General features: G+C 39.8%; 28 protein-coding genes, 5 tRNA genes and 1 rRNA gene. 7 read left to right on the top strand and 27 right to left on the bottom strand.

The window, feature by feature from the left end:
• Positions 1-94 precede the first annotated feature (94 nt).
• Both clpP and tig read right to left on the bottom strand, forming a co-directional pair.
• A complete protein-coding gene (gene clpP / locus KO534_RS10285; protein ID WP_215929565.1) occupies positions 95-739 on the bottom strand; it encodes an ATP-dependent Clp endopeptidase proteolytic subunit ClpP in 645 nt (214 codons plus the stop codon).
• Between the two features lie 90 nt (positions 740-829).
• Entirely contained in the window at positions 830-2,140 is a 1,311-nt protein-coding gene (tig, locus tag KO534_RS10280) for a trigger factor (protein WP_215929564.1), read from the bottom strand.
• A 403-nt stretch (positions 2,141-2,543) separates the two neighbouring features.
• Here tig and KO534_RS10275 point away from each other — a divergent pair, with 403 nt between their 5' ends.
• Positions 2,544-2,759, top strand: coding sequence for a hypothetical protein (locus KO534_RS10275; RefSeq protein ID WP_215929563.1), 216 nt, complete (start codon positions 2,544-2,546; stop codon positions 2,757-2,759).
• Positions 2,760-3,017: 258 nt separating this feature from the next.
• On the opposite strand, the gene KO534_RS10270 is transcribed toward KO534_RS10275, so the two are convergent.
• The 6 genes from KO534_RS10270 to KO534_RS10245 all read right to left on the bottom strand — a co-directional run bounded on the left by KO534_RS10270 (position 3,018) and on the right by KO534_RS10245 (position 4,121).
• A tRNA-Pro gene (locus tag KO534_RS10270) sits at positions 3,018-3,094 on the bottom strand.
• A 166-nt stretch (positions 3,095-3,260) separates the two neighbouring features.
• Positions 3,261-3,345, bottom strand: a tRNA-Leu gene (locus KO534_RS10265).
• A gap of 3 nt (positions 3,346-3,348) precedes the next feature.
• A tRNA-His gene (locus KO534_RS10260) sits at positions 3,349-3,424 on the bottom strand.
• 94 nt (positions 3,425-3,518) lie between these two features.
• Positions 3,519-3,595, bottom strand: a tRNA-Arg gene (locus KO534_RS10255).
• Between the two features lie 20 nt (positions 3,596-3,615).
• Positions 3,616-3,692 (bottom strand) — tRNA-Pro (locus tag KO534_RS10250).
• A 168-nt stretch (positions 3,693-3,860) separates the two neighbouring features.
• The gene (locus tag KO534_RS10245) at positions 3,861-4,121 is read right to left on the bottom strand and encodes a DUF5062 family protein (RefSeq protein ID WP_215929562.1); all 261 of its coding nucleotides are present in this window, start codon (positions 4,119-4,121) and stop codon (positions 3,861-3,863) included.
• Positions 4,122-4,351: 230 nt separating this feature from the next.
• On the opposite strand from KO534_RS10245, the gene folD reads away from it, so the two are divergent.
• Both folD and KO534_RS10235 read left to right on the top strand, forming a co-directional pair.
• The gene (gene folD / locus KO534_RS10240) at positions 4,352-5,212 is read left to right on the top strand and encodes a bifunctional methylenetetrahydrofolate dehydrogenase/methenyltetrahydrofolate cyclohydrolase FolD (protein ID WP_215929561.1); all 861 of its coding nucleotides are present in this window, start codon (positions 4,352-4,354) and stop codon (positions 5,210-5,212) included.
• The gene (locus tag KO534_RS10235; RefSeq protein ID WP_215929560.1) at positions 5,209-5,754 is read left to right on the top strand and encodes a DUF1415 domain-containing protein; all 546 of its coding nucleotides are present in this window, start codon (positions 5,209-5,211) and stop codon (positions 5,752-5,754) included. The genes folD and KO534_RS10235 overlap by 4 nt, the downstream gene beginning before the upstream one ends.
• A 20-nt stretch (positions 5,755-5,774) precedes the next feature.
• Here the strand turns inward: KO534_RS10235 and KO534_RS10230 are convergent, their stop codons facing one another.
• Genes KO534_RS10230 through KO534_RS10215 form a run of 4 tightly spaced genes read right to left on the bottom strand, consistent with a single transcriptional unit; the run spans position 5,775 to position 10,331 of the window.
• Positions 5,775-6,800 carry a DUF4340 domain-containing protein gene (locus KO534_RS10230; protein ID WP_215929559.1) on the bottom strand — a complete coding sequence of 342 codons (1,026 nt, stop codon included), beginning with the start codon at positions 6,798-6,800 and terminating at the stop codon, positions 5,775-5,777.
• Positions 6,797-8,671: a GldG family protein gene (locus KO534_RS10225; protein ID WP_215929558.1), complete on the bottom strand. Its 1,875-nt coding sequence runs from the start codon at positions 8,669-8,671 to the stop codon at positions 6,797-6,799. The genes KO534_RS10230 and KO534_RS10225 overlap by 4 nt, the downstream gene beginning before the upstream one ends.
• Positions 8,672-8,673: 2 nt before the next feature.
• Positions 8,674-9,408, bottom strand: a complete 735-nt coding sequence (locus KO534_RS10220) for an ABC transporter permease subunit (protein ID WP_215929557.1) — start codon at positions 9,406-9,408, stop codon at positions 8,674-8,676.
• Positions 9,408-10,331, bottom strand: a complete 924-nt coding sequence (locus KO534_RS10215) for an ABC transporter ATP-binding protein (RefSeq protein ID WP_215929556.1) — start codon at positions 10,329-10,331, stop codon at positions 9,408-9,410. The genes KO534_RS10220 and KO534_RS10215 overlap by 1 nt, the downstream gene beginning before the upstream one ends.
• Positions 10,332-10,525: 194 nt before the next feature.
• Here KO534_RS10215 and KO534_RS10210 point away from each other — a divergent pair, with 194 nt between their 5' ends.
• Entirely contained in the window at positions 10,526-11,137 is a 612-nt protein-coding gene (locus tag KO534_RS10210) for an AhpA/YtjB family protein (protein WP_215929555.1), read from the top strand.
• Here the strand turns inward: KO534_RS10210 and KO534_RS10205 are convergent.
• From KO534_RS10205 to rpoE, 10 genes are all read right to left on the bottom strand, one after another.
• Positions 11,123-11,887 (bottom strand): TatD family hydrolase, encoded by a 765-nt coding sequence (locus KO534_RS10205; protein ID WP_215929554.1) that lies wholly within the window; start codon positions 11,885-11,887, stop codon positions 11,123-11,125. The genes KO534_RS10210 and KO534_RS10205 overlap by 15 nt on opposite strands.
• A gap of 18 nt (positions 11,888-11,905) precedes the next feature.
• Positions 11,906-12,547 carry a pyridoxamine 5'-phosphate oxidase gene (pdxH, locus tag KO534_RS10200; protein WP_215929553.1) on the bottom strand — a complete coding sequence of 214 codons (642 nt, stop codon included), beginning with the start codon at positions 12,545-12,547 and terminating at the stop codon, positions 11,906-11,908.
• A gap of 29 nt (positions 12,548-12,576) precedes the next feature.
• Positions 12,577-13,479: a GTPase Era gene (gene era, locus KO534_RS10195; protein WP_215929571.1), complete on the bottom strand. Its 903-nt coding sequence runs from the start codon at positions 13,477-13,479 to the stop codon at positions 12,577-12,579.
• A 16-nt stretch (positions 13,480-13,495) separates the two neighbouring features.
• On the bottom strand, positions 13,496-14,179 hold the full coding sequence (gene rnc / locus KO534_RS10190) for a ribonuclease III (RefSeq protein WP_215929552.1): 684 nt from the start codon (positions 14,177-14,179) through the stop codon (positions 13,496-13,498).
• The gene (gene lepB / locus KO534_RS10185) at positions 14,180-15,085 is read right to left on the bottom strand and encodes a signal peptidase I (protein ID WP_215929551.1); all 906 of its coding nucleotides are present in this window, start codon (positions 15,083-15,085) and stop codon (positions 14,180-14,182) included.
• Complete coding sequence (lepA, locus tag KO534_RS10180; protein WP_215929550.1) at positions 15,086-16,882, bottom strand: translation elongation factor 4; 1,797 nt, start codon at positions 16,880-16,882, stop codon at positions 15,086-15,088.
• A 169-nt stretch (positions 16,883-17,051) separates the two neighbouring features.
• Positions 17,052-17,540 (bottom strand): SoxR reducing system RseC family protein, encoded by a 489-nt coding sequence (locus KO534_RS10175; protein WP_215929549.1) that lies wholly within the window; start codon positions 17,538-17,540, stop codon positions 17,052-17,054.
• Positions 17,541-18,563, bottom strand: a complete 1,023-nt coding sequence (locus KO534_RS10170) for a MucB/RseB C-terminal domain-containing protein (protein WP_252732073.1) — start codon at positions 18,561-18,563, stop codon at positions 17,541-17,543. It lies immediately after the preceding gene.
• Positions 18,541-19,170 (bottom strand): sigma-E factor negative regulatory protein, encoded by a 630-nt coding sequence (locus KO534_RS10165; protein ID WP_215929548.1) that lies wholly within the window; start codon positions 19,168-19,170, stop codon positions 18,541-18,543. Before KO534_RS10165 ends, KO534_RS10170 begins: the two co-directional genes overlap by 23 nt.
• A gap of 43 nt (positions 19,171-19,213) precedes the next feature.
• On the bottom strand, positions 19,214-19,795 hold the full coding sequence (gene rpoE, locus KO534_RS10160; RefSeq protein WP_215929547.1) for an RNA polymerase sigma factor RpoE: 582 nt from the start codon (positions 19,793-19,795) through the stop codon (positions 19,214-19,216).
• 239 nt (positions 19,796-20,034) lie between these two features.
• On the opposite strand from rpoE, the gene nadB reads away from it, so the two are divergent.
• Positions 20,035-21,633, top strand: coding sequence for an L-aspartate oxidase (gene nadB / locus KO534_RS10155; RefSeq protein WP_215929546.1), 1,599 nt, complete (start codon positions 20,035-20,037; stop codon positions 21,631-21,633).
• On the opposite strand, the gene KO534_RS10150 is transcribed toward nadB, so the two are convergent.
• The 3 genes from KO534_RS10150 to KO534_RS10145 form a co-directional block, all read right to left on the bottom strand.
• Entirely contained in the window at positions 21,626-22,456 is an 831-nt protein-coding gene (locus tag KO534_RS10150; protein ID WP_215929545.1) for a MaoC/PaaZ C-terminal domain-containing protein, read from the bottom strand. The two genes, nadB and KO534_RS10150, sit on opposite strands and share 8 nt — an antisense overlap.
• Positions 22,457-22,560: 104 nt before the next feature.
• A complete protein-coding gene (locus tag KO534_RS23710; RefSeq protein ID WP_354667923.1) occupies positions 22,561-23,007 on the bottom strand; it encodes a protein YgfX in 447 nt (148 codons plus the stop codon).
• On the bottom strand, positions 22,994-23,245 hold the full coding sequence (locus tag KO534_RS10145; RefSeq protein WP_215929544.1) for a succinate dehydrogenase assembly factor 2: 252 nt from the start codon (positions 23,243-23,245) through the stop codon (positions 22,994-22,996). Before KO534_RS10145 ends, KO534_RS23710 begins: the two co-directional genes overlap by 14 nt.
• A gap of 166 nt (positions 23,246-23,411) precedes the next feature.
• Between KO534_RS10145 and ygfZ the strand changes: the two genes are divergently transcribed.
• Both ygfZ and KO534_RS10135 read left to right on the top strand, forming a co-directional pair.
• Positions 23,412-24,359 carry a tRNA-modifying protein YgfZ gene (ygfZ, locus tag KO534_RS10140; RefSeq protein ID WP_215929543.1) on the top strand — a complete coding sequence of 316 codons (948 nt, stop codon included), beginning with the start codon at positions 23,412-23,414 and terminating at the stop codon, positions 24,357-24,359.
• A gap of 26 nt (positions 24,360-24,385) precedes the next feature.
• Positions 24,386-24,871, top strand: a complete 486-nt coding sequence (locus KO534_RS10135) for an FKBP-type peptidyl-prolyl cis-trans isomerase (RefSeq protein ID WP_215929542.1) — start codon at positions 24,386-24,388, stop codon at positions 24,869-24,871.
• A gap of 173 nt (positions 24,872-25,044) precedes the next feature.
• On the opposite strand, the gene rrf is transcribed toward KO534_RS10135, so the two are convergent.
• Both rrf and KO534_RS10125 read right to left on the bottom strand, forming a co-directional pair.
• Positions 25,045-25,160 (bottom strand): 5S ribosomal RNA (gene rrf / locus KO534_RS10130).
• 121 nt (positions 25,161-25,281) lie between these two features.
• Positions 25,282-25,461 (bottom strand): hypothetical protein (locus KO534_RS10125; protein WP_215929541.1); only part of this gene is annotated, 180 nt, incomplete at its 5' end.

Raw genomic sequence — 25,461 nt, 5'->3', positions numbered from 1 at the left:
TACAATCTTTTCCTATCTCAGACTGACTCTTCCAAAAAGAGCCTACAATTTGGTTACTGTAGTCTTTTCTTAGGTGTATTACAGAGTCACTTTATCATTTGTCGCTTTTTGTGTCAGCTTGGTTGGTATCTGGTCTATTTGTTAACACTTGGTCAATCAAACCATACTCCATAGCATCTGTTGCACTTAAAAAATTATCTCTGTCGGTATCTTGCGCTACTTTTTCATAGGCTTGCCCAGTATGCTGTGCCATCAAGCGATTCATCTTCTCTTTGATAGACAGGATTTCTTTAGCATGTATTTCAAAATCTGACGCTTGCCCTTGGAAACCACCTAATGGTTGATGGATCATAACCCGAGAATTTGGCAAACAATAACGTTTACCTTTCTCGCCTGCAGACAACAAGAATGCCCCCATACTAGCCGCTTGTCCAATACACACAGTACTGACATTGGGTTTTATGAAGTTCATTGTATCGTAAATTGCCATACCGGCCGTCACTGAGCCGCCAGGAGAATTGATATACAAGAAAATATCTTTCTCTGGATTTTCAGCTTCTAAAAACAACATTTGGGCAACAATCAGGTTAGCCATGTGGTCTTCAACTTGACCGACTAGAAAAATAACATTCTCTTTTAATAAACGAGAATATATATCGTAAGAGCGCTCACCTTTAGCAGTTTGCTCTACAACCATTGGAACTAAGGCGTTTGTTGGATCAAAAGGGGTATTCATCATAAATTCAATTTCTTCACAAATAAAAATGCTCGGTAGTTACCGAGCATTTAAGCAGTTGCAGACTAGATAAGTCAAATAACAAAAGGCAAATTAAGCCTGTTTGTTCATGATCTCATCAAAAGATTTTTTCACTTCTTTAACTTTGGATTGACCAAGCAATACTTCAACAGCTTGTTCTTCCATTGCAACATTGTTCATTTGTTGCATCAATTCTTCGTTAGTTTTGTAGTATTCAACCACTTCTTGTGGGTCTTCGTAAGCAGAAGCTGCAGTAGCAATTAACTCATCCACTTTTGAAGTATCTACTTTTATATCGTTAGTTTTAATGACTTCAGCTAACAACAATCCAATACTTACACGTTTACGAGCGTTCTCTTCAAACAAATCAGCAGGAAGTTCAGGCATATTGTCAACGTTTCCGCCTTGTTGCTGGCTAAAACGTTGCTTAGCTTGCTCACGCAAAGCTTCAATTTCTTGATCAACTAAAGCCTTTGGTAAATCAATTTGATTCTTTTCAATTAAACCAGCAATAACTTGCTCTTTAACTGAAGCTTTTAAAGTTTGATCTAGTTCACGTTGCATATTTTTACGTACTTCTGCATGAAGCGCTTCGATGTTGCCATCTTCAATACCGAACAACTTAGCAAACTCTTCATCAACTTTTGGCAAGTCCAACTGTTCAACTTTTTTGATGTTGATAGTGAACTGCGCAGCTTTGCCTTTAAGCTTTTCTGCATGATAATCTTCAGGGAAAGTAACTTCGGCAATCACTTCATCACCGGTTTTGTTGCCTACAATTGGCTTTTCAAAGCCTGGGATCATGCGATCTTTACCCATTTCAAGAACGAAGTCTTCAGCTTTGCCGCCGTCAAACTCTTCACCGTCAATAGTTCCGATAAAGTCGATAGTTACTTTGTCGTCTTTTTTGGCTTTACGCTTAACAGTTTTATAGCTGGCATGTTGCTTACGCAAAGTATCAATCATATTGTTTAAATCTTTATCACTGATTTCTACAACTGGCTTTTCTACTTTAATTTTAGCGACATCTTTAACTTCTACTTCTGGATACACTTCAAAAGCAGCAACATACTCTAAATCTTTACCGTCTTCGTCAGTTTTCATTTCAAAACTAGGCATGCCAGCTGGCGTGATTTTTTCTTGAGTAATAGCTTGATAGAAGTTGCGTTGCATTACTTCACCAGCAATTTCCTGACGAACAGCTTGGCCATAACGTTTTTTAATAACATTAACTGGAACTTTACCAGGACGAAAACCATTAATTCTCTGAGTTTTAGCTAATTGCTGTAAGCGAGACTTAACTGCAGAATCAATAGACTCAGCAGGAACGGTGATAGTAAGACGGCGTTCTAAACCTTTGGTCGCCTCAACGGAAACTTGCATTCTAATACCTCAATTATGCGCATTCGTGCGCTTATATATAATGACTAATGAGCTTTTATCGGCGCAAAATAATGATAATTACGGATAACATCTGTTACGTCCGAATACCTTGAAAATCGAAATAAACCAAGGCAGCCTGATAAAAAGACGCAGTAGTATAGCGATAGCGATAACGCAAGTCGAGGGTAAAATGCCTCGCATTACTATTGTATTGTTGTTTAGTGAGCAAATAGTTACTTTAATAGTACAAAAACCTACTGAGATTGTTCCCTAAGACTTAAAAGGTTTTTGTTTGCATCCCAACTTGTAGGCATGAAGTTCTGGTGTAAAAGCATTACTGCAGAATTGAAAGCCCTTTATATAATAGAACAAAATATACACGAAAAGTAAGAGTGCTAATTAGATGAACTTATTCATCTACGGCACACTTGCACTAGGCAAGCCCAATGAACATTTACTCCAAGACCTCAAAGGTACTTGGATGAATAGTTCGATTAAAGGTGTACTAGTACAAAGTGGTTGGGGGCCAATCTCGGCTTTCCAGGTATTGTTTGATTCTAAGGGGGACCAGGTTCACGGGCTTATTTTCTGCTCGGAAGAATTGGAGCAACACAGGTGAAAACTAGATGAATTTGAAGGTAAAGAATACCAAAGAATCTTGACACCAGCTCTACTCGAAAATGCTAAGTCGGTCGACACCTATGTGTATGCGATTTCGAAATTCGCTTCTAAATGATCTAACTACAGTTTGATTGTCCAATTAACGGGGTTTATATACGAATAGTATGGATACCGAATTGGGGTTTATCGCCTAGTGCTCGATTTTTGAGTCACAACGCTAAGGACTCGACACTCAACAGCAGACCTGTTTGAAAGATGGTCGGTGAGACAGGATTCGAACCTGCGACCCCTTGGACCCAAACCAAGTGCGCTACCAAGCTGCGCTACTCACCGACTGTACTTTAAGCTCATCTTATAAAGATAATTATTATCTACATACGCAATTAAAGTTGTTCATTATTACTTTGTGGTAAATTCGTATAGAACAACGAATATACCAACCAGAAAGTTCAACACGACTATCTCTATTGAAAACATATTGAATAAACTAGTAATAATATGGTGCGGAAGGAGAGACTCGAACTCTCACGCCGTGAAGCACTGGAACCTAAATCCAGCGTGTCTACCAATTCCACCACTCCCGCGAGTGGGGTGGGCGACGGGGCTCGAACCCGCGACAACCGGAATCACAATCCGGGGCTCTACCAACTGAGCTACGCTCACCACAATAAACTGCAGTAATTTGAAACATGTACTAATTTGACTACTTTCTCACCTTCATACTCTTTCGGAGTGCCCTACAGAGTTTCGAACCAAATGGTGGTCCCAGAAGGATTCGAACCTTCGACCCACGCCTTAGAAGGGCGTTGCTCTATCCAGCTGAGCTATGGAACCTAAGGTAACATTTGAGAAAGTGGTCGGTGAGACAGGATTCGAACCTGCGACCCCTTGGACCCAAACCAAGTGCGCTACCAAGCTGCGCTACTCACCGACTTAACCCGTAAAGATATTCTCATCTCGATACGGGAGGCGCATGTTACATAGCTTAGATAACCTCGTCAAACACTTTTTCGAACAAATTATTCGATTGATTAATTTTAATCCAAGATGGGCATTTTTTGTCGAATTGGCTAACAAAAACAACAAGATTGAGAACTGACTATTTTAAAAGTGGGTGATCTTTAGGTAATTTATTTTTCAGCCAAACCGCGAGTTTATGTTTCATACTTAATAAATCTTCTCCGTCTGCTGGTAAAGGTGTAATGAGTTTGTCATTTACCAATAAACGATAAATACATTCCACTTTTTCTTTTGCCGAGTCTGTCGCAGAGAACGTTTTAAATCCTCTATTTTTGGCATAGGCTTCGCCAACCACTAACGCTTTCTTTAATAATTGGGTTTCATTTGGGATTTTTTTCATTTACATCTCACATTTATTGCCATTGTAGGTCGAAAGACCATTTTTAAGACTAAACGCTATGCTAGCTAAATCGCTTGCACTAGCAAGTGCTAACTGCAGGTTATATCATTAACAACAAGAAATGGCTTAAGAATTATGATTGATTTTGGCATTTTTAATACTTCCCAATTGCGAGAAACCCCAGCGATATGTGACAATATAGCGATTGAATATCTCGCTCTAGGTCATCCATGCCAGCACAAAAAATTGACGGCGTTTTAATTGCCAAACATATAAGACAAAACGTGGCTTCACAAGTAGAAGCTATCATTTCATCAGGCAAAAGAGCGCCTGGTTTGGCGGTTGTTTTAGTAGGCAGTGATGCTGCATCTCATGTTTACGTTAATAAGAAGCGTAAAGCCTGTGAGGAAGTCGGGTTTGTTTCTAAGTCTTTTGATTTACCGGCGACGACATCGCAACAGTCGCTGCTGGATATAATCGATAAATTAAATATTGACGATGAAATAGACGGGATTTTGGTACAACTGCCGCTCCCTGCTGGCCTAAACAAAGAACAGGTATTAGAACGTATAGACCCCCATAAAGATGTGGATGGCTTTCATCCTTATAATATAGGTCGACTGGCACAGCGTATCCCAGCACTACGCCCCTGCACACCTAAAGGCATTATGAGCCTAATTGAATCAACTAAACGCCCTATTAAAGGTTTAGATGCAGTCATTGTTGGAGCCTCTAATATTGTGGGTCGTCCGATGTTTATGGAATTGCTGTTAGCCGGCTGTACCGTTACGAGTTGTCACAAGTTTACTCAAGATTTAAAATCACATGTTCAACGTGCTGATTTACTCGTGGTGGCGGTAGGCATCTCGGATTTTATTCCTGGAGAATGGATAAAACCTGGTTCAATCGTTATCGATGTAGGTATTAACCGTAATCAAGATGGTAGTTTAGGGGGCGATGTCGAATATGAAGGAGCATCTCAACGAGCTGGATGGATAACCCCTGTTCCTGGCGGTGTGGGTCCGATGACTGTTGCCAGTCTAATTGAGAATACATTAGAAGCTTATGTAAAGTACCATTCAAAAATATGACACCTATAGAATATCGGGATGATGAGGTTGTAGCGGCAGTCAAAACTTGGATAGATAAAGTTATTATTGGCCTTAACTTCTGTCCATTTGCTAAGAAGGAAATTGAGCGTAATACAGTACGTTACGCCATTTTCCCTGCATCATTAGCAAATGATGCGCTAAGCCTCTTGCTCGACGAACTCACATTGCTTGATAAGCAGCCTGATATTCAAACGACATTACTGATTTTCCCGGCAGGGTTTAGTGATTTTGAAAGTTATTTAGATATGCTAGAAATGGCCAATTCATTATTAGCCCAAGGGGGTTACAGTGGAATGTATCAATTGGCTAGCTTTCACCCTGACTATTGCTTTGAAGGTGAGGATTATACCGATCCAGCTAATTACACTAACCGCTCACCCTACCCCATCTTACATATACTTAGAGAAAGTAGTATAGACGCGGTACTGAAACGTTATCCAGACCCACATAAAATTCCTGAAAACAATATTGCCAAAGCAAGGGAGCTAGGTACAACCGTTTTACAAGCTCTTGTAAAATAACTCCCTTAAACGACTCAATGTTAGAAAGGCGACTCTCCTTCGTCTGCCGACTGTGGACTGGTTTCGTTAGTATTTTTAGATTCACTTGGCTCCTCTAAAAAGTCGTCGACAGTTTTGAGCAACTGTTGAGCTGAAAAATTAGACACTTGGTAATACCATTTTTGCCAATATTCTGGCTGTTGGTTTGACGTGAAATTCACGAAATGTCTACTATCTAATTCACTTACCACTACTTGAAAAACTTGTTGCTCCGCGGTAACCACCTCTAGCTGAGTCAGAACATTTAGAGATTGTGAAAACTTGTCGTCAGCAACCTGCAAAGACTCAAAATTCAGACTGGTTAAGTTACTTACAACTGAATTCAAAATGTTGTCGTACTGCAACTTCCTGCCGTTGGGTAAATCAAGTAATTCGAAGTTTCCTTCAGAAGTTCTCATTATTTGCCAATTTAAGCTATCAATCCGTGAAACTGAGCGGATGTCTTGTTCTGTGAAAGGTAAGATAGGCTGTTTCAACCAAGAGAATTTGTCTATGGGTAATTCGATAGTTTTATCAGTACGCCAACTTTGAGATTCTCCCAATTTAAGAACGTAATGCCCTTCTCCCAATGTTACCTTATTACCAACCAAAACTTGCCAAGAACGATCATCGGCTTTGAAAGTCACAAGAGCAGCCATGCTGTCTTCGCTATCTATGGACTGCAATCCCAAACGCACAAAGTTTTTGGATTGGTTAGTTTTGGCCTCGATTAACTTTGCGCGCATCATAGTTTCAACAAAAACTGCAAGTTTGTGTTGTGAAATAGGGTACACGGGTTGCTGTGGTCCAAGGGTGGCCAACCATTTATTACCTAATTTTTTGGCACTAAATAACACTCCTTGGGTATTTTTTATTTCGACACTATCGATTTGATTCGCAAACTTTTGTAGATCCTCAAACAAAAACTCGGATTCTAAAGTTGTTTTAGACGGAATTTGCTTTAGCCAAACCACAAGTCCAACAGCCAAAATCGCAACGATTGTCAGTATAGAAACTTGTTTATTCATAAAACAGTTGCCTCTTCCGAAACGTCTGCGACTTTTCGAGGTTTAGTCCTGAACATTCCTCTTAGCAACACCAGTAACAAAGTGAGTACTAATGGAGCCAATGCAATATTGATTAGCTTTAACCAATTACCCAAGCTTTCAATATCTTTATCTAGTTGATGTCGAACATCACGTAACGACTTACGTATAGTGATTTTCTGTTGCATAAATTCATCAATGGCTAATTGTTGCTCTGGCGAAATAACCAACGCACCACCTTCGACTTGTTGATTTTGAAGTTGTAATAATTGTTGTTCAGTCTCTTCTAACTGATGCTGCAGTATTTGTTCTTGGTCACGAAACTTTTGCTCAGCAACGACTGTTAGTGCATCCACCTTATTAAATGAACGACTAAAGGTGCCTCGACTCCTGATACTAATAAGGGCATCACTACCACCCAAGTTTTCGGCTACGTTAGTCACAAAATCGCCATTATTGGCAAAAGGCGTGAATATAGTCTGTCCGAAAAAATTTGATTGTTGTACCCAAAACCGATCTGCAAGCATGTCAGTATCACCCACCAATACAACATTTAAGTTATCGGTAGAGCTGATGATTTCGGTCTGCTCGGTTCCTTCTGGGGCCTTATCAAAAGCACTGTAAGCTTGCCCGGAAATTCTTGCAGCTAACACAAACGCCTTATTCTGTGATTGATAGGCCTTCGCGAGTTCTTCTGGATCTTGGGTCATGGCGTAAGTCGTAACATCCATTAAATCTGCATTTTGGGTTGACTGAATTAAGGGCAACCAAGTGCTGTTGGCGCCTTCAAGTAGACTGAAAACGCCAAATGAAGCGCCATTTATCACTTCTAAGTTTGAAGTGACTACGTCTTCTCGGTCAAGCTGTTCAGTGGTTAAACCTACAAACCCAAAATGCCGAGTCACACCGCCATTTTGGGTACGAATGTCTAGCCCCGCCATAGCATCAAGTAAGACGTTTTCATTATCAAATTTTACACCCCAAGCACTCAATAGAGGTTCTATGTTTGAACTATTCCCTTCAGTCATCGGGCCGGCCATCATTGCCATTTGATCTGATTCATTATGAGCATCAAGAAAAACCAGTATTTTTCCTCCTGACAGCGCATATTGATCAATTGCGAATAATAGTTCATCACTAAATTCTTTAGGGTGTACTAACAACAATACGTCAGTATTTTCAGGTACCGTAATCGTTTCACTTCCTAATTGTTCGACATTGTATAATTGTTCCAACTGTGTCAGAAATGTCCAAGGTGGATCGACTTGTCCAGTCATAGGATTTTGCCCACCCTTTATAGCAAGATCGGTTATCAGAGTGATATTGACGGGTTCTGGTTCACTCAGTTGATAAATCAGTTTACTGATTTCATATTCTAAGAAACTCTCTTTTTGTGGATCAAAAAAAGCAATCACTTTGTGTTCATCCAAAGCGTTAGTTGCTGCAAGCCCCATATAAATGGCTTCGCCAGCGGCGCCGATATTAGCTGCAGTCAAACCAAATTGGTCAGCTTGATCTTCTTGTTCGGAAAATACTTCTGGATCGACTATATTCAGCTTGATTTTGCCGTTAGCCAAGGTTTCATATTCAGAAAGTAAACTTTCAACTCGGTTAGCGTAATTACGCAAACTAGTCATATTTTTAGATGCTTTATCAGAAAAGAAAAAATACAAGTTGATGGGTTCATCAATGTCCTGCAAAACCTGCTTACTGCCCTGAGACAGGGAGTAAACTTGATTCTCAGTCAAATCTAATCTAACGGACGATAACAGTTGATTGTTCACAAATACCAGTGAAACAAACACAACAACTAATAAAAATAAATTCAACGTAGAGGTCAATTTATGGTGCATGACTAATCCGCCTTCTTCTGTTCGATTAACACTAAGCCGGCAAATAACCAACAAATGGTCACAATCAGAAAGTACATTACATCATTCATTGCAATGACCCCTTTTGCCATTGCCTCAAAATGCGTCAAAAAACTAAAAGAGGCGACCAAGTCAATCACCTCATTTGGAGCCCAACCTTTGAATGCATCAAGTACAATATTGCTACCGCTCACGACAAAAACGAAACACACTACTATGGACAAGATGAAAGCGATAACTTGATTTTTGGTCAACGCCGACATACAAATACCTACAGACAAAAACGCACCAGCCATAAACCAACTACCGATGTAAGCGGCGACAATGATGCCATTGTCTGGATCGCCCAAATAATTAACAGTTAGCCAAAGCGGAAATGTGAGTAATAGTGACAAACCCAATACTGCCCATGCTGCAAGATGTTTAGCCAACATGGCTTGCCATGTACTGATTGGCAATGTCATTAACAATTCAATGGTGCCGCTTTTACGTTCTTCTGACCAACTTCGCATGGCGATTGCTGGCACTAAAAATAAATACAACCAAGGGTGAAAGTTAAAGAAAGGTAATAAATCTGCTTGGCCACGTTCAAAAAATCCCCCCACAAAAAACGTAAACACACCAGACAAAACCAAAAATATACCAATAAACACGTAAGCTACTGGAGTAGCAAAAAAACTGGAAAACTCTCGTCTAAATAAAATACTAATATTACTCATTACATATTGTCCTCTTGAGTAATTTGTCTAAATACTTGGTCTAAACGGCCCTGTTCAACATATAAACTATCAACTGGTAATTTACATCTTTGAGCATGGGCGGTAACTAAGTGCAAAATGTCAGCCCCTGGCTCGGGAAACAAAGTCAAGCGCCCAGTTTGCAAATCTTCTTCGATTTCAGCGACACCTTCTAATTCAGCTAACTCCGAAGAATCCGCTCGATAACTAAAATGCAACGTTACCGCGCCATAATATTTGGACTGACGATTAAGAGTGTTGGGTGTGTCATCAAACAATAATTTCCCTTTGGATATAATCATGACTCGATTACACACAGCGGTAACTTCCTCTAGAATATGAGTCGAAATAATCACTATCTTGTCTTTGGACAAGTTTTTGATTAGTTCACGTACTTGATGTTTTTGATTGGGGTCGAGACCATCTGTAGGTTCATCGAGGATCAATATATCTGGGTCATGGATCAAGGCTTGAGCTAAACCTACACGCCGCTTGAATCCTTTGGATAAGTTATCAATAGGTTTATCCAACACTTCGTGTAACTCAACTTGCTTTACCACTTTATCAATTTTTTGCGCTTTTTCAGTACCTTTGTAACCCCTAACCTTCGCAATAAAGCTTAGAAACTGAAAAGGAGTCATGTCGCCATAGGCTGGCGCTCCTTCTGGGAGATAGCCAATTTTCTGCTTTATCGCTAGAGCGGATTGTTTGAGAGACAAATCACTAATGTTAATTTCGCCACTAGTAGGGAGTAAGAAACCGGTCAACATTTTCATTGTTGTTGACTTACCCGCGCCGTTTGGGCCTAAAAACCCAACAACTTCGCCGGGCTTGATATCAAATGAGAGATCATTTACAGCTTGGAAGCCGTTAAATGACTTAAATAAGTTTTTGACTGAGATCATAATAATCCTGTAATGACCAATATCGAATGCGCTTTAGATATGGTGATAGTCCAATAATTTTCAATATTTTAAGCTACTGTTTACAAAAAAAGATACTATTGAATAAGGGTTTCATTCATATTATCTGTGTTATTTTTTGCAAGCTCTTTGCTACTTAACTTGGCATCACGATTAATTTACATTATTGTCTGGGAATGGAACAAATCAATACATCCGTTTTTATTGCCCCTTTTAAGCAACCAAGTCGCTATTCTATATTTAAACGGATAGCAAACCTGGTGCTGGCCGTTGCTGCGAGTATAGCTTGTATAAACCTTTGGCTTATTAATTCGGAACAGTCTCAAAACTGGCATACAAAACAGGCTAATCAATTAGGTGTCAGCCTGTCTAAATTGGCCGCCAACACTTTGATAACTCCGCTTTTAGAAAATGACTCAGAAAGATTGAGCCAACAACTTAATTATATTGCAGCAGACCCTCACGTTACCGGCGTGTCATTATTTGATAAAAAAGGAAGAATACTTGCAGATAACGAGTCAACATCATCAGTGGTGGCGGCTTATAAATTAGGGACAATTACACCTTTAGTGTTCGTTCAATCTATAACTTATAATCAACAGATAATTGGTTATTTGAGTATTGTACTGAAAGAAAAAGAGGTCATGGCATACCATAGTGAGTATCAAAAGCAACTTAATCAACAGGTACAAATGTTAATGTTGCTGGCGGCGATAGCTGGTATATTAGTTACCCGTGTTTTTTATAAAATTAGATATAGAGAACTGATTAAATCAACCAAGCCGTAGTCCAGCTTGTACGTTTTGAGTACAGGCTTGTTGCAGCTGTTCTTTAGTTTCGTTTCTAAGGGTCAGCAGACACTCAAAAATCTCTGGCAAATATTCAGGGCTATTTCGTTCTCCCTGTTTGCCCATCAATGGCATATCAGGGGCATCTGTTTCTAACACTAAGCTAGTAAGAGGTAATTGCGATATGACATTACGCGTCTTATTGGCACGGGGATAAGTAATCCCTCCACCGACTCCAATCTTAAATCCTAGATCAACGTAGGTTTGCGCTTCTTGTAAACTTCCAGAAAAGGCATGCACTATGCCGCCACGATTAAACTTAGAGGCTTTAAGTATGCGGATCAATTCATTGTGAGAGTTTCTATGATGTAAAATCACTGGTAGCAATTGATTTTTAGCTATAGTGAGTTGTTGTTCAAATACATGTTTTTGAAGTTGCCAATCAACATCGATATGCGTATCTAGACCAATTTCGCCTAAAGCGACTACTTTGTTTGAATGTTGCTCCAAGAGGCGAGTCAATTCCACTAAGTCAGAGGGTGTAAATTGGCTCAAAAAATACGGGTGTAGACCTAAAGCGAACCTTAGTTGTGGATTCAAATGACACAAATCAATTTGGTTTTGCCACTGATTAGCCTGTGTACCAGGGATAACAATTGTATCTACTGACAGTTTTTTACAGTTTTCTAGAACCTGCTCACGATCGTAGTCAAAACAGCTAAAATCAAGGTGACAATGGCTATCAATCAAACAACACCTCTTTTTGAATTACGGCATTAGACGTTCAGTCAACCATTGGCCATCAGCAGATTTTGTATAAACAAAGCGGTCATGAAGCCGGTGTTCGCCTCCTTGCCAAAATTCAATTTGATGGGCAACAACACGGTACCCTCCCCAAAATGAAGGCAATGGTACCTCTCCCTTAACAAATTTAGCTTTCGCCTCGGCGAACTTTTGCATCAGCAATTGTTTACTATTAATGGGACGACTTTGAGCTGATGCCCACGCAGCAATTTGACTGGGTTTAGGCCGTGACATGAAGTATTTAGCCACATCTACAGAACTAAGTTGCTGAGCAACACCAAGGACTTTGACCTGACGCTCTAACATGTGCCAAGGGAAATGTAGCGAAATTTTACTATTTTGACTTAAATCTTGAGCTTTCTTACTACCAGTGTTGGTATAAAAAACAAAGCCTGTTTCATCAAAATCTTTTAACAATACTATACGTTGAGAAGGTTGCCCGGCGCTATCAACCGTTGCAACTGTCATTGCCGTTGGATCGGCTAGATTGGCATCGACTGCATTTTTCAACCAGCGGTTAAAGAGCGCAAAGGGTTCAGGTGTCAAATCCTCTACATCTAACCCAGCTTGAGTGTAATCACGGCGAATGTCACTTATTGAACGCATGTTTACCTCTAATTTAAATGATATTGAACTTAGTTATCTAACCCATAGCCTAAACTACGTAGGGCCCTTTCATCATCTGCCCAACCAGACTTCACTTTTACCCAAAGTTCTAAATAGACTTTTGTATCAAACAACACTTCCATATCTTTTCGGGCTTCCATTCCGATGGTTTTAAGTCGTTGACCGCCCTTACCAATGACCATGCTTTTCTGAGTATCACGTTCTACCAAGATTAAACCGTTTATACGATACACCCCGTTCTCAGCCAATAAAAACTGCTCAATTTCAACCGTTATAGAATAAGGTAATTCGTCACCAGTAAAACGCATTAATTTTTCGCGAACAATTTCAGACGCCATAAACCGACTTGAGCGGTCTGTGATGTAATCTTCAGGGAAATAAAACTCACTTTCTGGCAGGCTAGATAACACAAGACTGCGCAGTTCATCTACATTTTTGCCTGTTTTAGCCGAAATAGGCATAATTTGTTGAAACTGATGCTGCTCTCCTAGCCACTTTAAGTGAGGAAGCATGGTTTCTTTGTCTTTAACATTATCTGACTTATTCACGATTAACCAACATGGCGAGCCTGATTGCTGAACCTTAGTTAACACCATTTGATCATCTTCTGTCCACTTAGTGCCTTCAACTAAAAACAACACTAAACCTACATCACCAATAGAGCTCGATGCAGCTCTATTCATAAAACGATTTATTGCTCGCTTTTCTTCAATATGTAATCCAGGTGTATCAACATAAACTGCCTGTCGATTTTCTTCAGTATCTATCCCCATTACTCTGTGACGGGTAGTTTGTGGTTTACGTGAAGTAATACTGACCTTTTGACCCAATAGTTTATTCAACAAGGTCGACTTACCCACATTTGGACGTCCAACAATAGCAATCATTCCGCAATAAGTGTCATCAGACATTGCATCAGTTTTATTCTTAATCATTTATTAATTTCTCAAATGCTTGCTTTGCAGCTTTCTGTTCTGCTCTTCGTCTACTGTTACCTTTACCTACAACCGCTTGACTTAAACCTTCTACTCGACACTCGACATAAAAGGTCTGATCATGTGACTTCCCTTTGATATCCGTGACTTCGTAATGTGGTAACGGATGTTTATTTGATTGTAGATATTCTTGCAAACGTGTTTTATCGTCTTTGGAAACAGCTTCTGGATCTAATGCTTTAAGCCTAGGGGCGAACCATTCTAAAATTAATGATTCACATTTATCCATCCCAGCTTCTAAATATATAGCGCCGATAATGGCTTCTACCGCATCAGCAAGTATCGAATCACGTCGAAATCCGCCACTTTTAAGTTCACCAGGGCCCAAGAGTAATAATTCACCTAGTTCAAACTCTCTCGCCATTTCGGCTAAGGTATCACCTTTGACTAAACTTGAGCGCATTCGGGTCAACTTGCCCTCTGGTTGCTTTGGAAAACGCTGAAATAAGGCTTTTGCTATTACCATCCCTAGTATTGCATCACCTAGAAATTCTAGTCGCTCATTGTGGTGCTTACTGGCGCTTCTATGAGTAAGCGCCTTTGCTAAATTTTCGTCTTCTGCAAAGGTATACCCCAAGCGTCTATACAAAGTTAAATACGGATTAACGAGCGGCATTTATTGGATGCCACCCACTCGCTCAAACCTTACACCAGTTGGGATCCACCCAGGTACCCAACTGCTAGGCACGCGATCAAATTCAAAACTGATCCAAATCGCTACCGCTTTACCTACTAAATTTTCTTCTGGAACAAAGCCCCAATATCGACCATCTTCACTATTATCTCGATTATCACCCAACACAAAGTAATGCCCTTCGGGGACTATCCATTCATCAGCCTGAGTGCCCGGTTGAGAATAATATCGGCTTGAACTAGCCCTGCCCTGAGTGCGATAGATTTGATGACTAACATCCCCTAATTGCTCAGTATATTTTTCTAATGGAGCGAATTGCTGGTATGCCTCTCCTCTAGTTTCAAACTTCAACTCTACTTTTTGTAACGGCGGGCAATTTTCTGTGGAATCACATGCAGGTTTAATTTGCAATTGTTTGTTTCTATAGATAACTGTGTCGCCAGGTAATCCTACGACTCGCTTTATATAATCGAGTTTTGGCTCTGGAGGAAATTTAAATACCACCACATCACCGCGCTCTGGCTCTCCTATATCAAGGAATTTATTGCGCATTACCGGATCTTTTAGACCATATGTGAACTTTTCAACCAGAATAAAATCGCCAACCAACAAAGTAGGCATCATTGAGCCAGATGGAATTTGAAAAGGTTCATATAAGAATGAACGTAAAACCATAACAAAAGCAATAACAGGAAAAATTTGTTGCGCAGTATCGACCAACCAAGGCAATTGCGCATCTTGCTCTAACGTAGAAGTTGCACCACCCGCCCCACTGGCCACAGCCATACGCTGACGACGCTTAGGAGCAAACATTAAACTGTCAACCAGCCAAATCAATCCAGATCCAACTGTGAGCAGCACCAAAAAAATTGAAAAATAGTTTGCCATTTAATTACCTACCTTTAATAGTGCTAAAAAGGCCTCTTGTGGCAGTTCTACGTTACCGACTGATTTCATGCGTTTCTTCCCATCCTTTTGTTTCTGCAAGAGTTTTTTCTTACGACTGATATCACCACCATAACACTTGGCTGTTACGTTTTTACGTAATTGCTTAATGGTACTGCGAGCAATAATCTGATTGCCAATGGCGGCTTGAATAGCAATATCGAACATTTGTCTAGGAATGAGTTCTTTAAGCTTCTCTACTAATTGACGCCCACGAACGACTGAGTTGTCTTTATGCGTAATCATAGCTAGTGCGTCAACACGCTCACTATTAATCAATATATCCAAACGAGACATGTCTGCCCCTTGGAAACGTTTGAAGTTATAGTCTAACGAAGCAAACCCCCTACTGGTTGATTTTAACTTATCGAAAAAATCCATAACCACTTCAGCCATAGGTAAGTCGTAACTGACAGCCACTTGTTTTCCATGATATGTCATACCTGTTTGCATACCGCGCTTTTCAACACAAAGCGTTATTACATTGCCTAAATATTCTTGAGGGACCAGTATGTGAGCTTCTACGATAGGCTCTCGAATTTCTTCAATGTCATTTACAGGCGGTAATTTGGAAGGATTATCTACATAAACGATCTTTTCATCTTTACAGACCACTTCGTATACCACAGTCGGTGCAGTGGTGATCAAGTCCAAGTTATATTCGCGCTCTAAACGTTCTTGGATAATTTCCATATGTAGCATGCCTAGGAAACCAATTCGAAAACCAAACCCCAGAGCAGATGAACTTTCAGGTTCAAAAAATAACGATGCATCATTGAGGCTGAGTTTTGCTAAAGCATCGCGGAAATCTTCATAGTCATCAGAGCTGATTGGAAACATACCAGCATAAACTTGAGGCTTTACCTTTTTAAAACCCGGTAATGGTTCTGGTGCAGGCTGTTTCGACAGGGTAATTGTATCCCCTACTGGCGCACCATGAATTTCTTTTATCCCTGCAATCACAAAGCCCACTTCACCGGCTTTCAATACGCCTGTATCTGTCGCTTTAGGGGTAAAGATACCAACTTTGTCAGCTTGATGAATACCACCCGTCGACATAATTTTAATTTTGTCGTTCTTACGTAACTCGCCTTGCATAATTCGAACAAGAGAGACAACCCCTTGATAATTATCGAACCATGAGTCAACAATCAATGCCTTTACAGGTACGTCAATTTCACCTTCAGGCGGTGGCACTTGGCGCACGATGACCTCTAGTACTTCCTCAATTCCAATTCCTGTCTTGGCAGAGCAGCGCACCGCATCAATCGCGTCAATCCCCACTATATCTTCAATTTCTTCTGCAACACGATCGGGCTCTGCTTGTGGTAAATCAATTTTATTAATAATAGGTACCACTTCCATGTCCATATCTATAGCGGTATAACAATTTGCCAAAGTTTGAGCTTCTACTCCCTGCCCTGCGTCTACTACCAGTAACGCACCTTCACAGGCAGCAAGTGAACGAGACACTTCGTACGTAAAGTCCACATGCCCTGGTGTGTCAATAAAGTTTAACTGGTACGTTTCACCATCTCTAGCCGTGTAATTGAGCGTGACACTTTGAGCTTTGATTGTGATCCCTCGCTCTTTTTCGATATCCATAGAGTCGAGCACTTGCTCAGACATTTCTCTACTGGACAATCCTCCACAATGTTGAATTAGACGATCAGAAAGGGTCGATTTACCATGGTCTATATGGGCAATAATTGAGAAGTTACGTATGTGCTTGTGTTGCATAAAATTTTAGAATATTACCAAGTGGTTTTGTTACCAGGCGACTAGTGAAAACCAAATAGTCGCTGCATATGGGACAAAAATTAAATAGGCGGGAATTTTACAGTTTTATCAGTCACTTTGCGACATAACATGGACATTGTTTATGAGTTTTTGTAACAGAAAATCAATATTACACTTGTTTAATATGAATATTATCTATTTCTAAGGGGAAAACTTTAAGTATACGCGGGTAAAACTCGCCTTGGTCACTGCTACTTAGGTAACGACGAACAAATCTAAAGGTCAAGTAACTACAGATAGCTGAAAAAAAAATGAGCCATACTTCTGCACCTAACCCTACTAGAGGCAATAGGCTTTGTCCTAGCAAAGCTGACACAACCAGAGCGAGTAAAGGTAAGCAGTAAACCATTGCAGATGCTTTCAGAAGGTTTTCTTCGGGAATTCCTAAGCTAACCTTTTGTCCTACTTCAACTATGTCATTCATTTTAAAGCGTAACATTTCGCGTTTAGTTGCAAACACTTTAGCTATTGAACCCGTTGCGCAATTAGATTGAGCTTCACAACTACCACAAGTCGATTTTATTCGTGTTTCCACCACTATTATTTGCTGATTATCGCATTGTTCAATGGCATGAATGACACCTATTTCTTCTACCATTTAGTTAACTCTTTGTATCGACTTAGCAATTGCGTTGGCAGTTGCGGCAGGAAGCTTACCAATAATCGTTATATTCAGCTCACCATGCTGAATAGTTAACAACGTATCAGTTTGAACCGTGCCCACCAAATTACTTTGTGGCTTGTTGTTATTGCTTTCTTGCATATACACAGAAATATCAACCAATCCATCACTCAACATTATGTATTCAACAACCTCACCTGAACCAGACAAACGACGCAAGTCTCTTTTAACAATTGTCATACCTTTAGGTAGATAATTGATCGTCCAAGGTGAGTCAATCGCTGAACTAGGACTGAAATTGACCACGTCTGGTAACATTCCTGGTTCTATTTTAGCAAAGAAGGGATCCGGCTCTTTAGTGACTTGTAATCCCGTTACTTGAATTTGCTCAAGAAGTTGCGATTCTTGACCAATCAAATTCATTTTTAACAATAGGCCTGTTTCTTGATCAAGCCAAACGTTCAAACCAAAACGACTCTTGTCTTTACTGATAATTCTAATTTGTTGCGCAGCTCGCCCTGAGATACGACTGCGACCCACCATAATAAATTCATACCCCAATAATAACTTCTCTGGTCGCAAAAATAATTCGCTTGGAAACGGGCCATTTATGATAGATGACTGCAAACTATAAGGGGGGACATTAGGTTCAAAATAACTAACCTTATTACCTATGCGCACAACTTCCCTTCCAGGGCCATTTAGTAAATTGAGCTGCTCCATTTCAAGGCCTTCTTCGTTAACACCATGACGCCATAGATAGGGTTGTGCATCAACCCCCGGCTTTAGTAATACGAATGAAATAGAATAGTTAAGTGACTTCACGGCATGTGACATCTTTGCCAGCCATGCCTGGGCACTATTAGACGGGAAAGTAATGGAAGTTGCTTCGTTGCCGGTTTGCTCTGCTTGCGCAAAGGATTGCATCGGTAGCGCAATAATGAACGGCAGAGCCCAAATAACTCTGCCAAATATTTTATTGAGGAGTGTTTTCAACAAGGTCTGATTGCGCCTCTTCTTTTTCAATAGTCTGTTGCAATAGTGAAGTTTCATCGTCAATCAATTGAGTGGTCTTAAAACGTAATTGCTGCTTATGATCAATCAAAAATGTATTGATACGGCGTCTTTGTTCAACACCATCAGAATTAGGTACAGCCCTAGTTTGATCAAAACTTACTGGGGATAAACCACCTTGAATTCCTGGGATAGGAGGTGCGGCATTAAAAGGTTGATTCACATCAGGTTGATTAAGCTGCTGAACACCAATAATCATCGCCACTGCAACCGAAGCCGCAATTGCCATTTGACCACCTTGTTTCGTAAAAGGTATCACTTGGGCAACTAAAGGCAAATCACGCCACGTTCTTTTGGGTGCTAAAATTTCGGGCTCTGATTCCAATGCTTGAGCAACTTTATCGGCAATATCGAAATTAATATTTGCGGGGAGCTCTTGACGCAAACCATCACGGATCAGGTGATAACTCTTCCATTTTTGTTGCAATTCTGCATCGTTTTTAACTGCATTCAACACACGACTACTCGATGAGGGTTGTTCGCTATGCTCTCCATCGACTAAGGCTGACAAATCTTCAAATTTTTGCGACATACAATTGGGTTCCCGCTAATTTAATTTCAACTTTGATAAAAAATCAATCATTCATCAACAATGGTTGAATAACTTTATCTAATGCTTCTCTAGCCCTAAATATCCTCGATCTTACGGTTCCTACTGGGCAATCCATAACATTAGCAATATCTTCGTAGCTTAAACCATCTAGTTCACGCAAACTAATAGCCATACGCAAGTCTTCAGGTAGCTTATCCATAGTGTCAAACAATAGCTTTTCCATTTGCTCTGACATTAAACTTTTTTCGGGTGAATTATTTTCTTTTAACGCATCACTGCCATCATAATAATCAGCTTCATCTGCATCAACATCATTTGCCGGTGGTTTTCTTCCTTGGGAAACCAAATAATTCTTGGCGCTATTTACTGCTATTCTGTATAGCCAGGTATAAAAAGCGCTATCACCTCTAAAATTTGGAAGGGCTCTGTAAGCTTTGATGAACGCTTCTTGCGTCACATCAGCTACGTCCCCTGAATTTTTCACATACCTAGAGACTAAATAGGATACTTTATGTTGGTATTTAGTTACCAACAACCCGTAAGCATTCTTGTCTCCACGTTGTACTCTTTCAACAATTTGTTGATCTGCTATCTGCTCGCTCATTCGAGCCATTACTCCTGTGCGAAAATATACTACGGCTCATGCAAGCACTACTATTGACTCTATGTAGATTGAAAAGTTCGTATAAAACACACTTTTTTTCAAAATAAATCACTGTTGTATAATTTTGTAACTATCATTTATGGTTATTTAAACCTATTCAGCCGTGAAAAGCATTGTAATTTACAATCTGTAAATTAGTATTGCCCCACAAACTCCCTATATTTTACCTAGTTTACCCTATGCACAACACAATTGAACATCAGTGTGACGTCCTTATCATTGGAAGTGGCGCCGCTGGACTAAGTCATGCACTAAAAATGGCAGATCATTGCCAAGTAATTGTATTATGTAAAAGTGATATCTCTGAAGGCTCAACAAAATATGCTCAAGGTGGCATAGCCGCGGTTTTCGATGAAAATGATTCTATTGATTCCCATGTTGAAGACACACTTTTAGCTGGTGATGGTTTGTGTGATAAAAGCGCCGTGGAGTTTACCGCATCACAAGCTAAAACTTGCATGCAGTGGTTAATTGATTTTGGAATGCCCTTTGATCAAGAATCAACCAAAGACGGTGAGACTCGATTCCATCTGACGAGAGAAGGCGGCCACAGCCATAGGCGTATTCTGCACTCTGCTGACGCTACTGGCGCCGCAGTTCAAACCACCTTAATTGAAGCCGTTCGCCATCACCCAAACATACATTTATTTCAACGTTACAACGCCATTGATTTGATTAAAAGTGACTACACAAAAAATCACTTGTTGGGTGCCTATGTATGGAATAGAAAACGAGAAAGAGTCGAAGTTATCCGTAGTAAGTTTGTATCTTTAGCCACAGGCGGTGCCAGCAAAGTTTATCAATATACCTCTAATCCAGATGTATCTAGTGGTGATGGAATTGCTATGGCATGGCGAGCGGGTTGTCGCGTAGCCAACATGGAATTTAATCAATTTCACCCTACCTGTTTGTACCACCCTGAAGCGAGAAACTTTCTTATTACTGAAGCTTTACGAGGAGAAGGCGCAAAACTTTGTCATCCTGATGGCACACCTTTTATGCACAAATTTGACGATAGAGGTGACCTAGCGTCTCGTGATATTGTTGCTAGAGCAATTGATTATGAAATGAAGCGACTCGGTGCTGATTGTATGTACCTAGATATAAGTCATCAATCTAGCGACTTTATAGTTAAACACTTCCCTAATATTTATCGAAAATGTCGATCTCTCGGTATCGATATTACCCAACAACCTATACCTGTTGTACCCGCAGCACATTATAGTTGCGGTGGAGTTGTCACTAATACTGAGGCAAAAACAGATATTGCAAACTTATATGCAATCGGAGAGGTAGCATATACTGGTCTCCACGGTGCAAATCGAATGGCTAGTAACTCAATATTGGAATGTATTGTTTATGCTCATTCAGCTGCTCAAGACATCGTATCGAGATTAAATGAGAAAATACAGGATGAACCAATAAGGGCTTGGGATGAGAGTAAAGTGGGCGACTCCGACGAAGAAGTTATTATTCAACATAATTGGCATGAGTTACGGCTGTTTATGTGGGACTACGTCGGTATAGTACGTACTAATAAACGTTTAGAGAGAGCACAACATCGAATCGAATTACTAAAGCAAGAAGTCAACGACTACTATTCAAATTTTAAAGTAAGTAACAACTTACTTGAACTCAGAAACTTACTAACAGTTGCTGAGTTAATAGTCGAATGCGCTAGAAAACGTAAAGAAAGTAGAGGGCTTCATTTTAACTTGGATTATCCAAATAAACTTGATAATCCACAACCTACCATTATACAAAACGATTTCAAATAGTACGAATGTCGCCAACCAAGTGCAGAGCCTGTTGCCCATTAATAGGCTCACTTCCCATGACCTTAAAATTCGACGTATCAGACGTGTCATTTACGCCCTCAGAATCACAATTATGAGCCAACATTTGCACTTCATTTGGTAAATATAACGGCTGCTTAAACGCAGTATTAACTACGTAGCTTTGATTGAATATAGTAGGACGTACTTTTTGCAATGTAGAAAGGCAATAAGACTTAGTCCACATTCCATGAATAATATGCTGTTTAAAACCAAATAGGTTGGCCGTCCATTTACTTAAATGTATAGGATTAAAGTCCCCAGAGACTTTTGCATAACGTCTCCCTAAATTTCCCATTAACTGCCAATTTGATTTTGTATCCCAACTAAAAGTATCAGAAGGTTGCTGAACGAAAGCTTCCACCTGTTGCTCATGTTTACACAAAAATAAATTTGTACTTTTACTTTTCCAAACGATCTCAGCCCCAACATGAAACTCTACGTTAATTGAAAACGCCCAACCTTTTGGATGAATTTCCAAGTCCCTGAAATGACTAGTAACTGATAACCTTTCTCCTACCTTTATAGGCCTCATTTGAGTAATTTGATTGTTGATGTGTACCATACCTAATAAAGGAAATGGGAAATCGGCTAATAAAAGCAACATCATGTGCAGCGGAAAAGCAACGGAATGCAGATAGCATGGGTGTAGGCAATCGCCATCAAGCTCCCAACCTACAACTTGATGAAATTCCCTGGCATGTTTTTCCTTCAATTTAATTTCTTCGAAACGGAAAACGTTAGTAGGCAGAGTGATCTCATTCATTCGATTAAGATCGACATTAGCTCTCTTAAATGGCGCTCTTAATAACAATAATTTAGTATTCGGGATATTAGCCAGCTTAGTTTCCTTTAGCTAAGAAAAGTATATTAATGAATTTTCCGAGGGTTTTGTTGTTGATAAGTAACAGCGCAACAAAGCCTGCGAAAATCTCTTTCAGTAACTTGGTCTTTATAGACTAAACACCATTTTGAACGCTTCGGATTAATTGGAGAAATCAAATGAATAAATAAAAGAAAACTAGTAAGACGAGATTTTTCAGTCATTTTCCAACTAATGTGTCCATCTATATTAGTTTCCAACCATTCACCCTTTGGGGAAAACGTAACTGGTGAATATATCTGACGCCTATTACGAAACACTGTTGTGAAAATCAAAAACGTAATACAAATTACTATTAATATTTCTAGAACAACCTGATAGGGAATAACAGCAGGCTGCCATATTAATATTGATACCACCAATCCCCCATACGTTAATAACTGAATTAACAGCTTTAGTTTTGATTTTTTAAACTCAACCCTATACTTTGACACGACTCAAAATGTGTTGAATCATTTGGTTAAACTCTTGGTTTTCGCAATCTTGATGTCCCATAAACCAAGCATACAAATCCGGATCATCACAGGTTAACAAGCGTTCAAACACTTCCTGCTGACTTTCAGATAGCTCATTAAAGCCACTCTCTGCAAACGGAATGAACAACACGTCAAGCTCTAACATTCCACGGCGACATGCCCACTTCAACCGACCATATCGTTTCTTGTCAAACATTCGTCACCTCGTACCTAGACATTTTTCTCACTTAACCTTGATAATCTAGTCTTTCCAAACCTTAATAATAACAGCAATAAGCCGTTGTTTTCAGATTTTTCCTTGCTATATCAAACTCGTACCCCATATTAATTGCATGCGCAAAACAGCAAAAGAGTATAAACAAATGTCACAACCCCCTTTAACTAATTCTGTTACCAAAGAGTATGCTAACAACTTAAACAATTACGGCGTGATCCAGCTCACAGGAGAGGAAAAATCAAGCTATCTACAAGGACAGATTACCGCAGATCTCAATCAGCTTAAGGACGACAAAGCTCTACTGGGTTGTCATTGCGATTTTAAAGGCAAAACTTGGAGTGTTTTTTACACTTTCATTTGGAAGGAATCCATCTTATTAGTGATCCATAATTCAGTTTTGGAAAAATCTCTATCTGAATTAAAGAAGTATGGCGTGTTTGCTAAAGTTGAAATTACCGATCAAAGTAGCACTTGGCAGTTAACGGGTGGAAGCGGCACAGAATTTGAAGACACTCTAAAGCCAATATTTGGCGAATTACCTACTTTAAATAGATCTGTAGTGTCTAATGACTACGGTTTAGTGATGGCAATTAACCAACCTGAACAACGTTATCTTGTATTACAACCAGACAATACAGAAAAACGTCTAAGTGCTGAGTTTACCCAAGATAATGAATTATGGGAAATTGCAGATATTCAAGCTGGAATAGGAGAAATACGAGATTCATCAGTAAACGAATACGTGCCACAAATGTTAAATTTACAAGCGTTAGATGCCATAGACTTTAATAAAGGCTGTTATATGGGTCAAGAGGTTGTTGCCAGAACCAAATATTTAGGTCGTAATAAACGAGCTGGATTTATTCTAAAAACGGAATCAAAAAACGGCAATCTAAGTGGAGAACAACTTGAATACCAAATTGGCGAAAATTGGAGACCAGGAGGTAAAATACTTCGAAGTGGCAGCAACTCAGAACAAACATGGGCGTTTGCTGTTTTAGCCAATGATACTGAAGTAGGTAGTAACTTTAGAGTTAAATCATCACCGGATATAATCTTGGTTGTTCAAGCATTACCATATCCTTTACAATAGCCACTAAATTTTTAGACTGGAATAACATGAATATAGCTAAAGACACTGTCGTTACCATTCACTTTACTGTTTCCTCATCTGACGGTACTCAAATTGATTCGTCGAAAAATGGCGAGCCTATGGTTTTCCTACAAGGCAGTCACTTTTTAATCCAAGGCCTTGAAGATGAATTAGATGGCAAGACTGTTGGTGACAAGTTTGTAGTCGATATTGCTCCTAATCTTGCATACGGTGAACGTCACGACGAACTAGTCCAAGCAGTTCCAAAATCTATGTTTGAAGAAATGGACGTCAATCCGGGCATGACATTCAGGGCCACAACCGATGATGGTGAGCAATCTGTAATGATATTGGAAGTTAACGAAGATGATGTCATTGTTGACGGGAATCATCCCTTGGCAGGAATGACACTTAACTTCGACGTTGAGGTTTTGGACGTAAGAGAAGCAACGCACGAAGAAATTGCACATGGCCATCCACACTCTGAAGAGGGTTGCGGGCATACACACTAATCTATTCAAAAACGAGAAGGCGTTCATTGAACGCCTTTTTTATGGCTGTAAACAAACTAATATCCCCTATTGATACAATAAACAATCCCTTACCTAATTATTGCTCTTCAAATTTATCAATATCCGAAACGCAAAAAGCCACCTCAATGAGGTGGCTTTGTACTTAATTGGGAGTCTGGCAATGTGCTACTCTCGCATGGGGAAACCCCAAACTACCATCGCCGCTAATGTGTTTCACTTCTGAGTTCGGAATGGGATCAGGTGGTACCACATCGCTATTGTCGCCAGACAAAAACTGTATATAACGTCTACTTAGACATTACATTTCAATATGTAAAAGCTGATGCCTTATGGCAAATAATCGAATCTAAGAGTGTCTTTAACTTACTCTTCTTTATGATGTTGTCTTGTCACTCAATACACACTTTATGTTTTATCTTCTCTACCTTACGTCTTTCTCCCGCTTTTACTTTAGCGAGCAGATACATTGTCAGCAAAACCACGTTTTTGCGGTTAAGCAATGTATCGCGACCATGTTCAACTTCGTTGAACATAAAAAGGTAAAGAGTCCAAAGCCACTTTGGCGTTGT

Origin of the sequence: Paraglaciecola arctica, from assembly GCF_018861065.1 — a bacterium.
GTDB lineage: Bacteria > Pseudomonadota > Gammaproteobacteria > Enterobacterales > Alteromonadaceae > Paraglaciecola > Paraglaciecola arctica_B.
This window is presented reverse-complemented; position numbering and strand designations above follow the sequence as displayed.

Excerpts from the sequence above, each read along its gene's own strand:
- clpP (WP_215929565.1), bottom strand. The coding sequence starts at position 739 with ATGATGAATACCCCTTTTGATCCAACAAACGCCTTAGTTCCAATGGTT.
- tig (WP_215929564.1), bottom strand. The coding sequence starts at position 2,140 with ATGCAAGTTTCCGTTGAGGCGACCAAAGGTTTAGAACGCCGTCTTACT.
- KO534_RS10275 (WP_215929563.1), top strand. The coding sequence starts at position 2,544 with ATGAACTTATTCATCTACGGCACACTTGCACTAGGCAAGCCCAATGAA.
- KO534_RS10245 (WP_215929562.1), bottom strand. The coding sequence starts at position 4,121 with ATGAAAAAAATCCCAAATGAAACCCAATTATTAAAGAAAGCGTTAGTG.
- folD (WP_215929561.1), top strand. The coding sequence starts at position 4,352 with ATGCCAGCACAAAAAATTGACGGCGTTTTAATTGCCAAACATATAAGA.
- KO534_RS10235 (WP_215929560.1), top strand. The coding sequence starts at position 5,209 with ATGACACCTATAGAATATCGGGATGATGAGGTTGTAGCGGCAGTCAAA.
- KO534_RS10230 (WP_215929559.1), bottom strand. The coding sequence starts at position 6,800 with ATGAATAAACAAGTTTCTATACTGACAATCGTTGCGATTTTGGCTGTT.
- KO534_RS10225 (WP_215929558.1), bottom strand. The coding sequence starts at position 8,671 with ATGCACCATAAATTGACCTCTACGTTGAATTTATTTTTATTAGTTGTT.
- KO534_RS10220 (WP_215929557.1), bottom strand. The coding sequence starts at position 9,408 with ATGAGTAATATTAGTATTTTATTTAGACGAGAGTTTTCCAGTTTTTTT.
- KO534_RS10215 (WP_215929556.1), bottom strand. The coding sequence starts at position 10,331 with ATGATCTCAGTCAAAAACTTATTTAAGTCATTTAACGGCTTCCAAGCT.
- KO534_RS10210 (WP_215929555.1), top strand. The coding sequence starts at position 10,526 with ATGGAACAAATCAATACATCCGTTTTTATTGCCCCTTTTAAGCAACCA.
- pdxH (WP_215929553.1), bottom strand. The coding sequence starts at position 12,547 with ATGCGTTCAATAAGTGACATTCGCCGTGATTACACTCAAGCTGGGTTA.
- era (WP_215929571.1), bottom strand. The coding sequence starts at position 13,479 with ATGTCTGATGACACTTATTGCGGAATGATTGCTATTGTTGGACGTCCA.
- rnc (WP_215929552.1), bottom strand. The coding sequence starts at position 14,179 with ATGCCGCTCGTTAATCCGTATTTAACTTTGTATAGACGCTTGGGGTAT.
- lepB (WP_215929551.1), bottom strand. The coding sequence starts at position 15,085 with ATGGCAAACTATTTTTCAATTTTTTTGGTGCTGCTCACAGTTGGATCT.
- lepA (WP_215929550.1), bottom strand. The coding sequence starts at position 16,882 with ATGCAACACAAGCACATACGTAACTTCTCAATTATTGCCCATATAGAC.
- KO534_RS10175 (WP_215929549.1), bottom strand. The coding sequence starts at position 17,540 with ATGGTAGAAGAAATAGGTGTCATTCATGCCATTGAACAATGCGATAAT.
- KO534_RS10165 (WP_215929548.1), bottom strand. The coding sequence starts at position 19,170 with ATGTCGCAAAAATTTGAAGATTTGTCAGCCTTAGTCGATGGAGAGCAT.
- rpoE (WP_215929547.1), bottom strand. The coding sequence starts at position 19,795 with ATGAGCGAGCAGATAGCAGATCAACAAATTGTTGAAAGAGTACAACGT.
- nadB (WP_215929546.1), top strand. The coding sequence starts at position 20,035 with ATGCACAACACAATTGAACATCAGTGTGACGTCCTTATCATTGGAAGT.
- KO534_RS10150 (WP_215929545.1), bottom strand. The coding sequence starts at position 22,456 with ATGAATGAGATCACTCTGCCTACTAACGTTTTCCGTTTCGAAGAAATT.
- KO534_RS10145 (WP_215929544.1), bottom strand. The coding sequence starts at position 23,245 with ATGTTTGACAAGAAACGATATGGTCGGTTGAAGTGGGCATGTCGCCGT.
- ygfZ (WP_215929543.1), top strand. The coding sequence starts at position 23,412 with ATGTCACAACCCCCTTTAACTAATTCTGTTACCAAAGAGTATGCTAAC.
- KO534_RS10135 (WP_215929542.1), top strand. The coding sequence starts at position 24,386 with ATGAATATAGCTAAAGACACTGTCGTTACCATTCACTTTACTGTTTCC.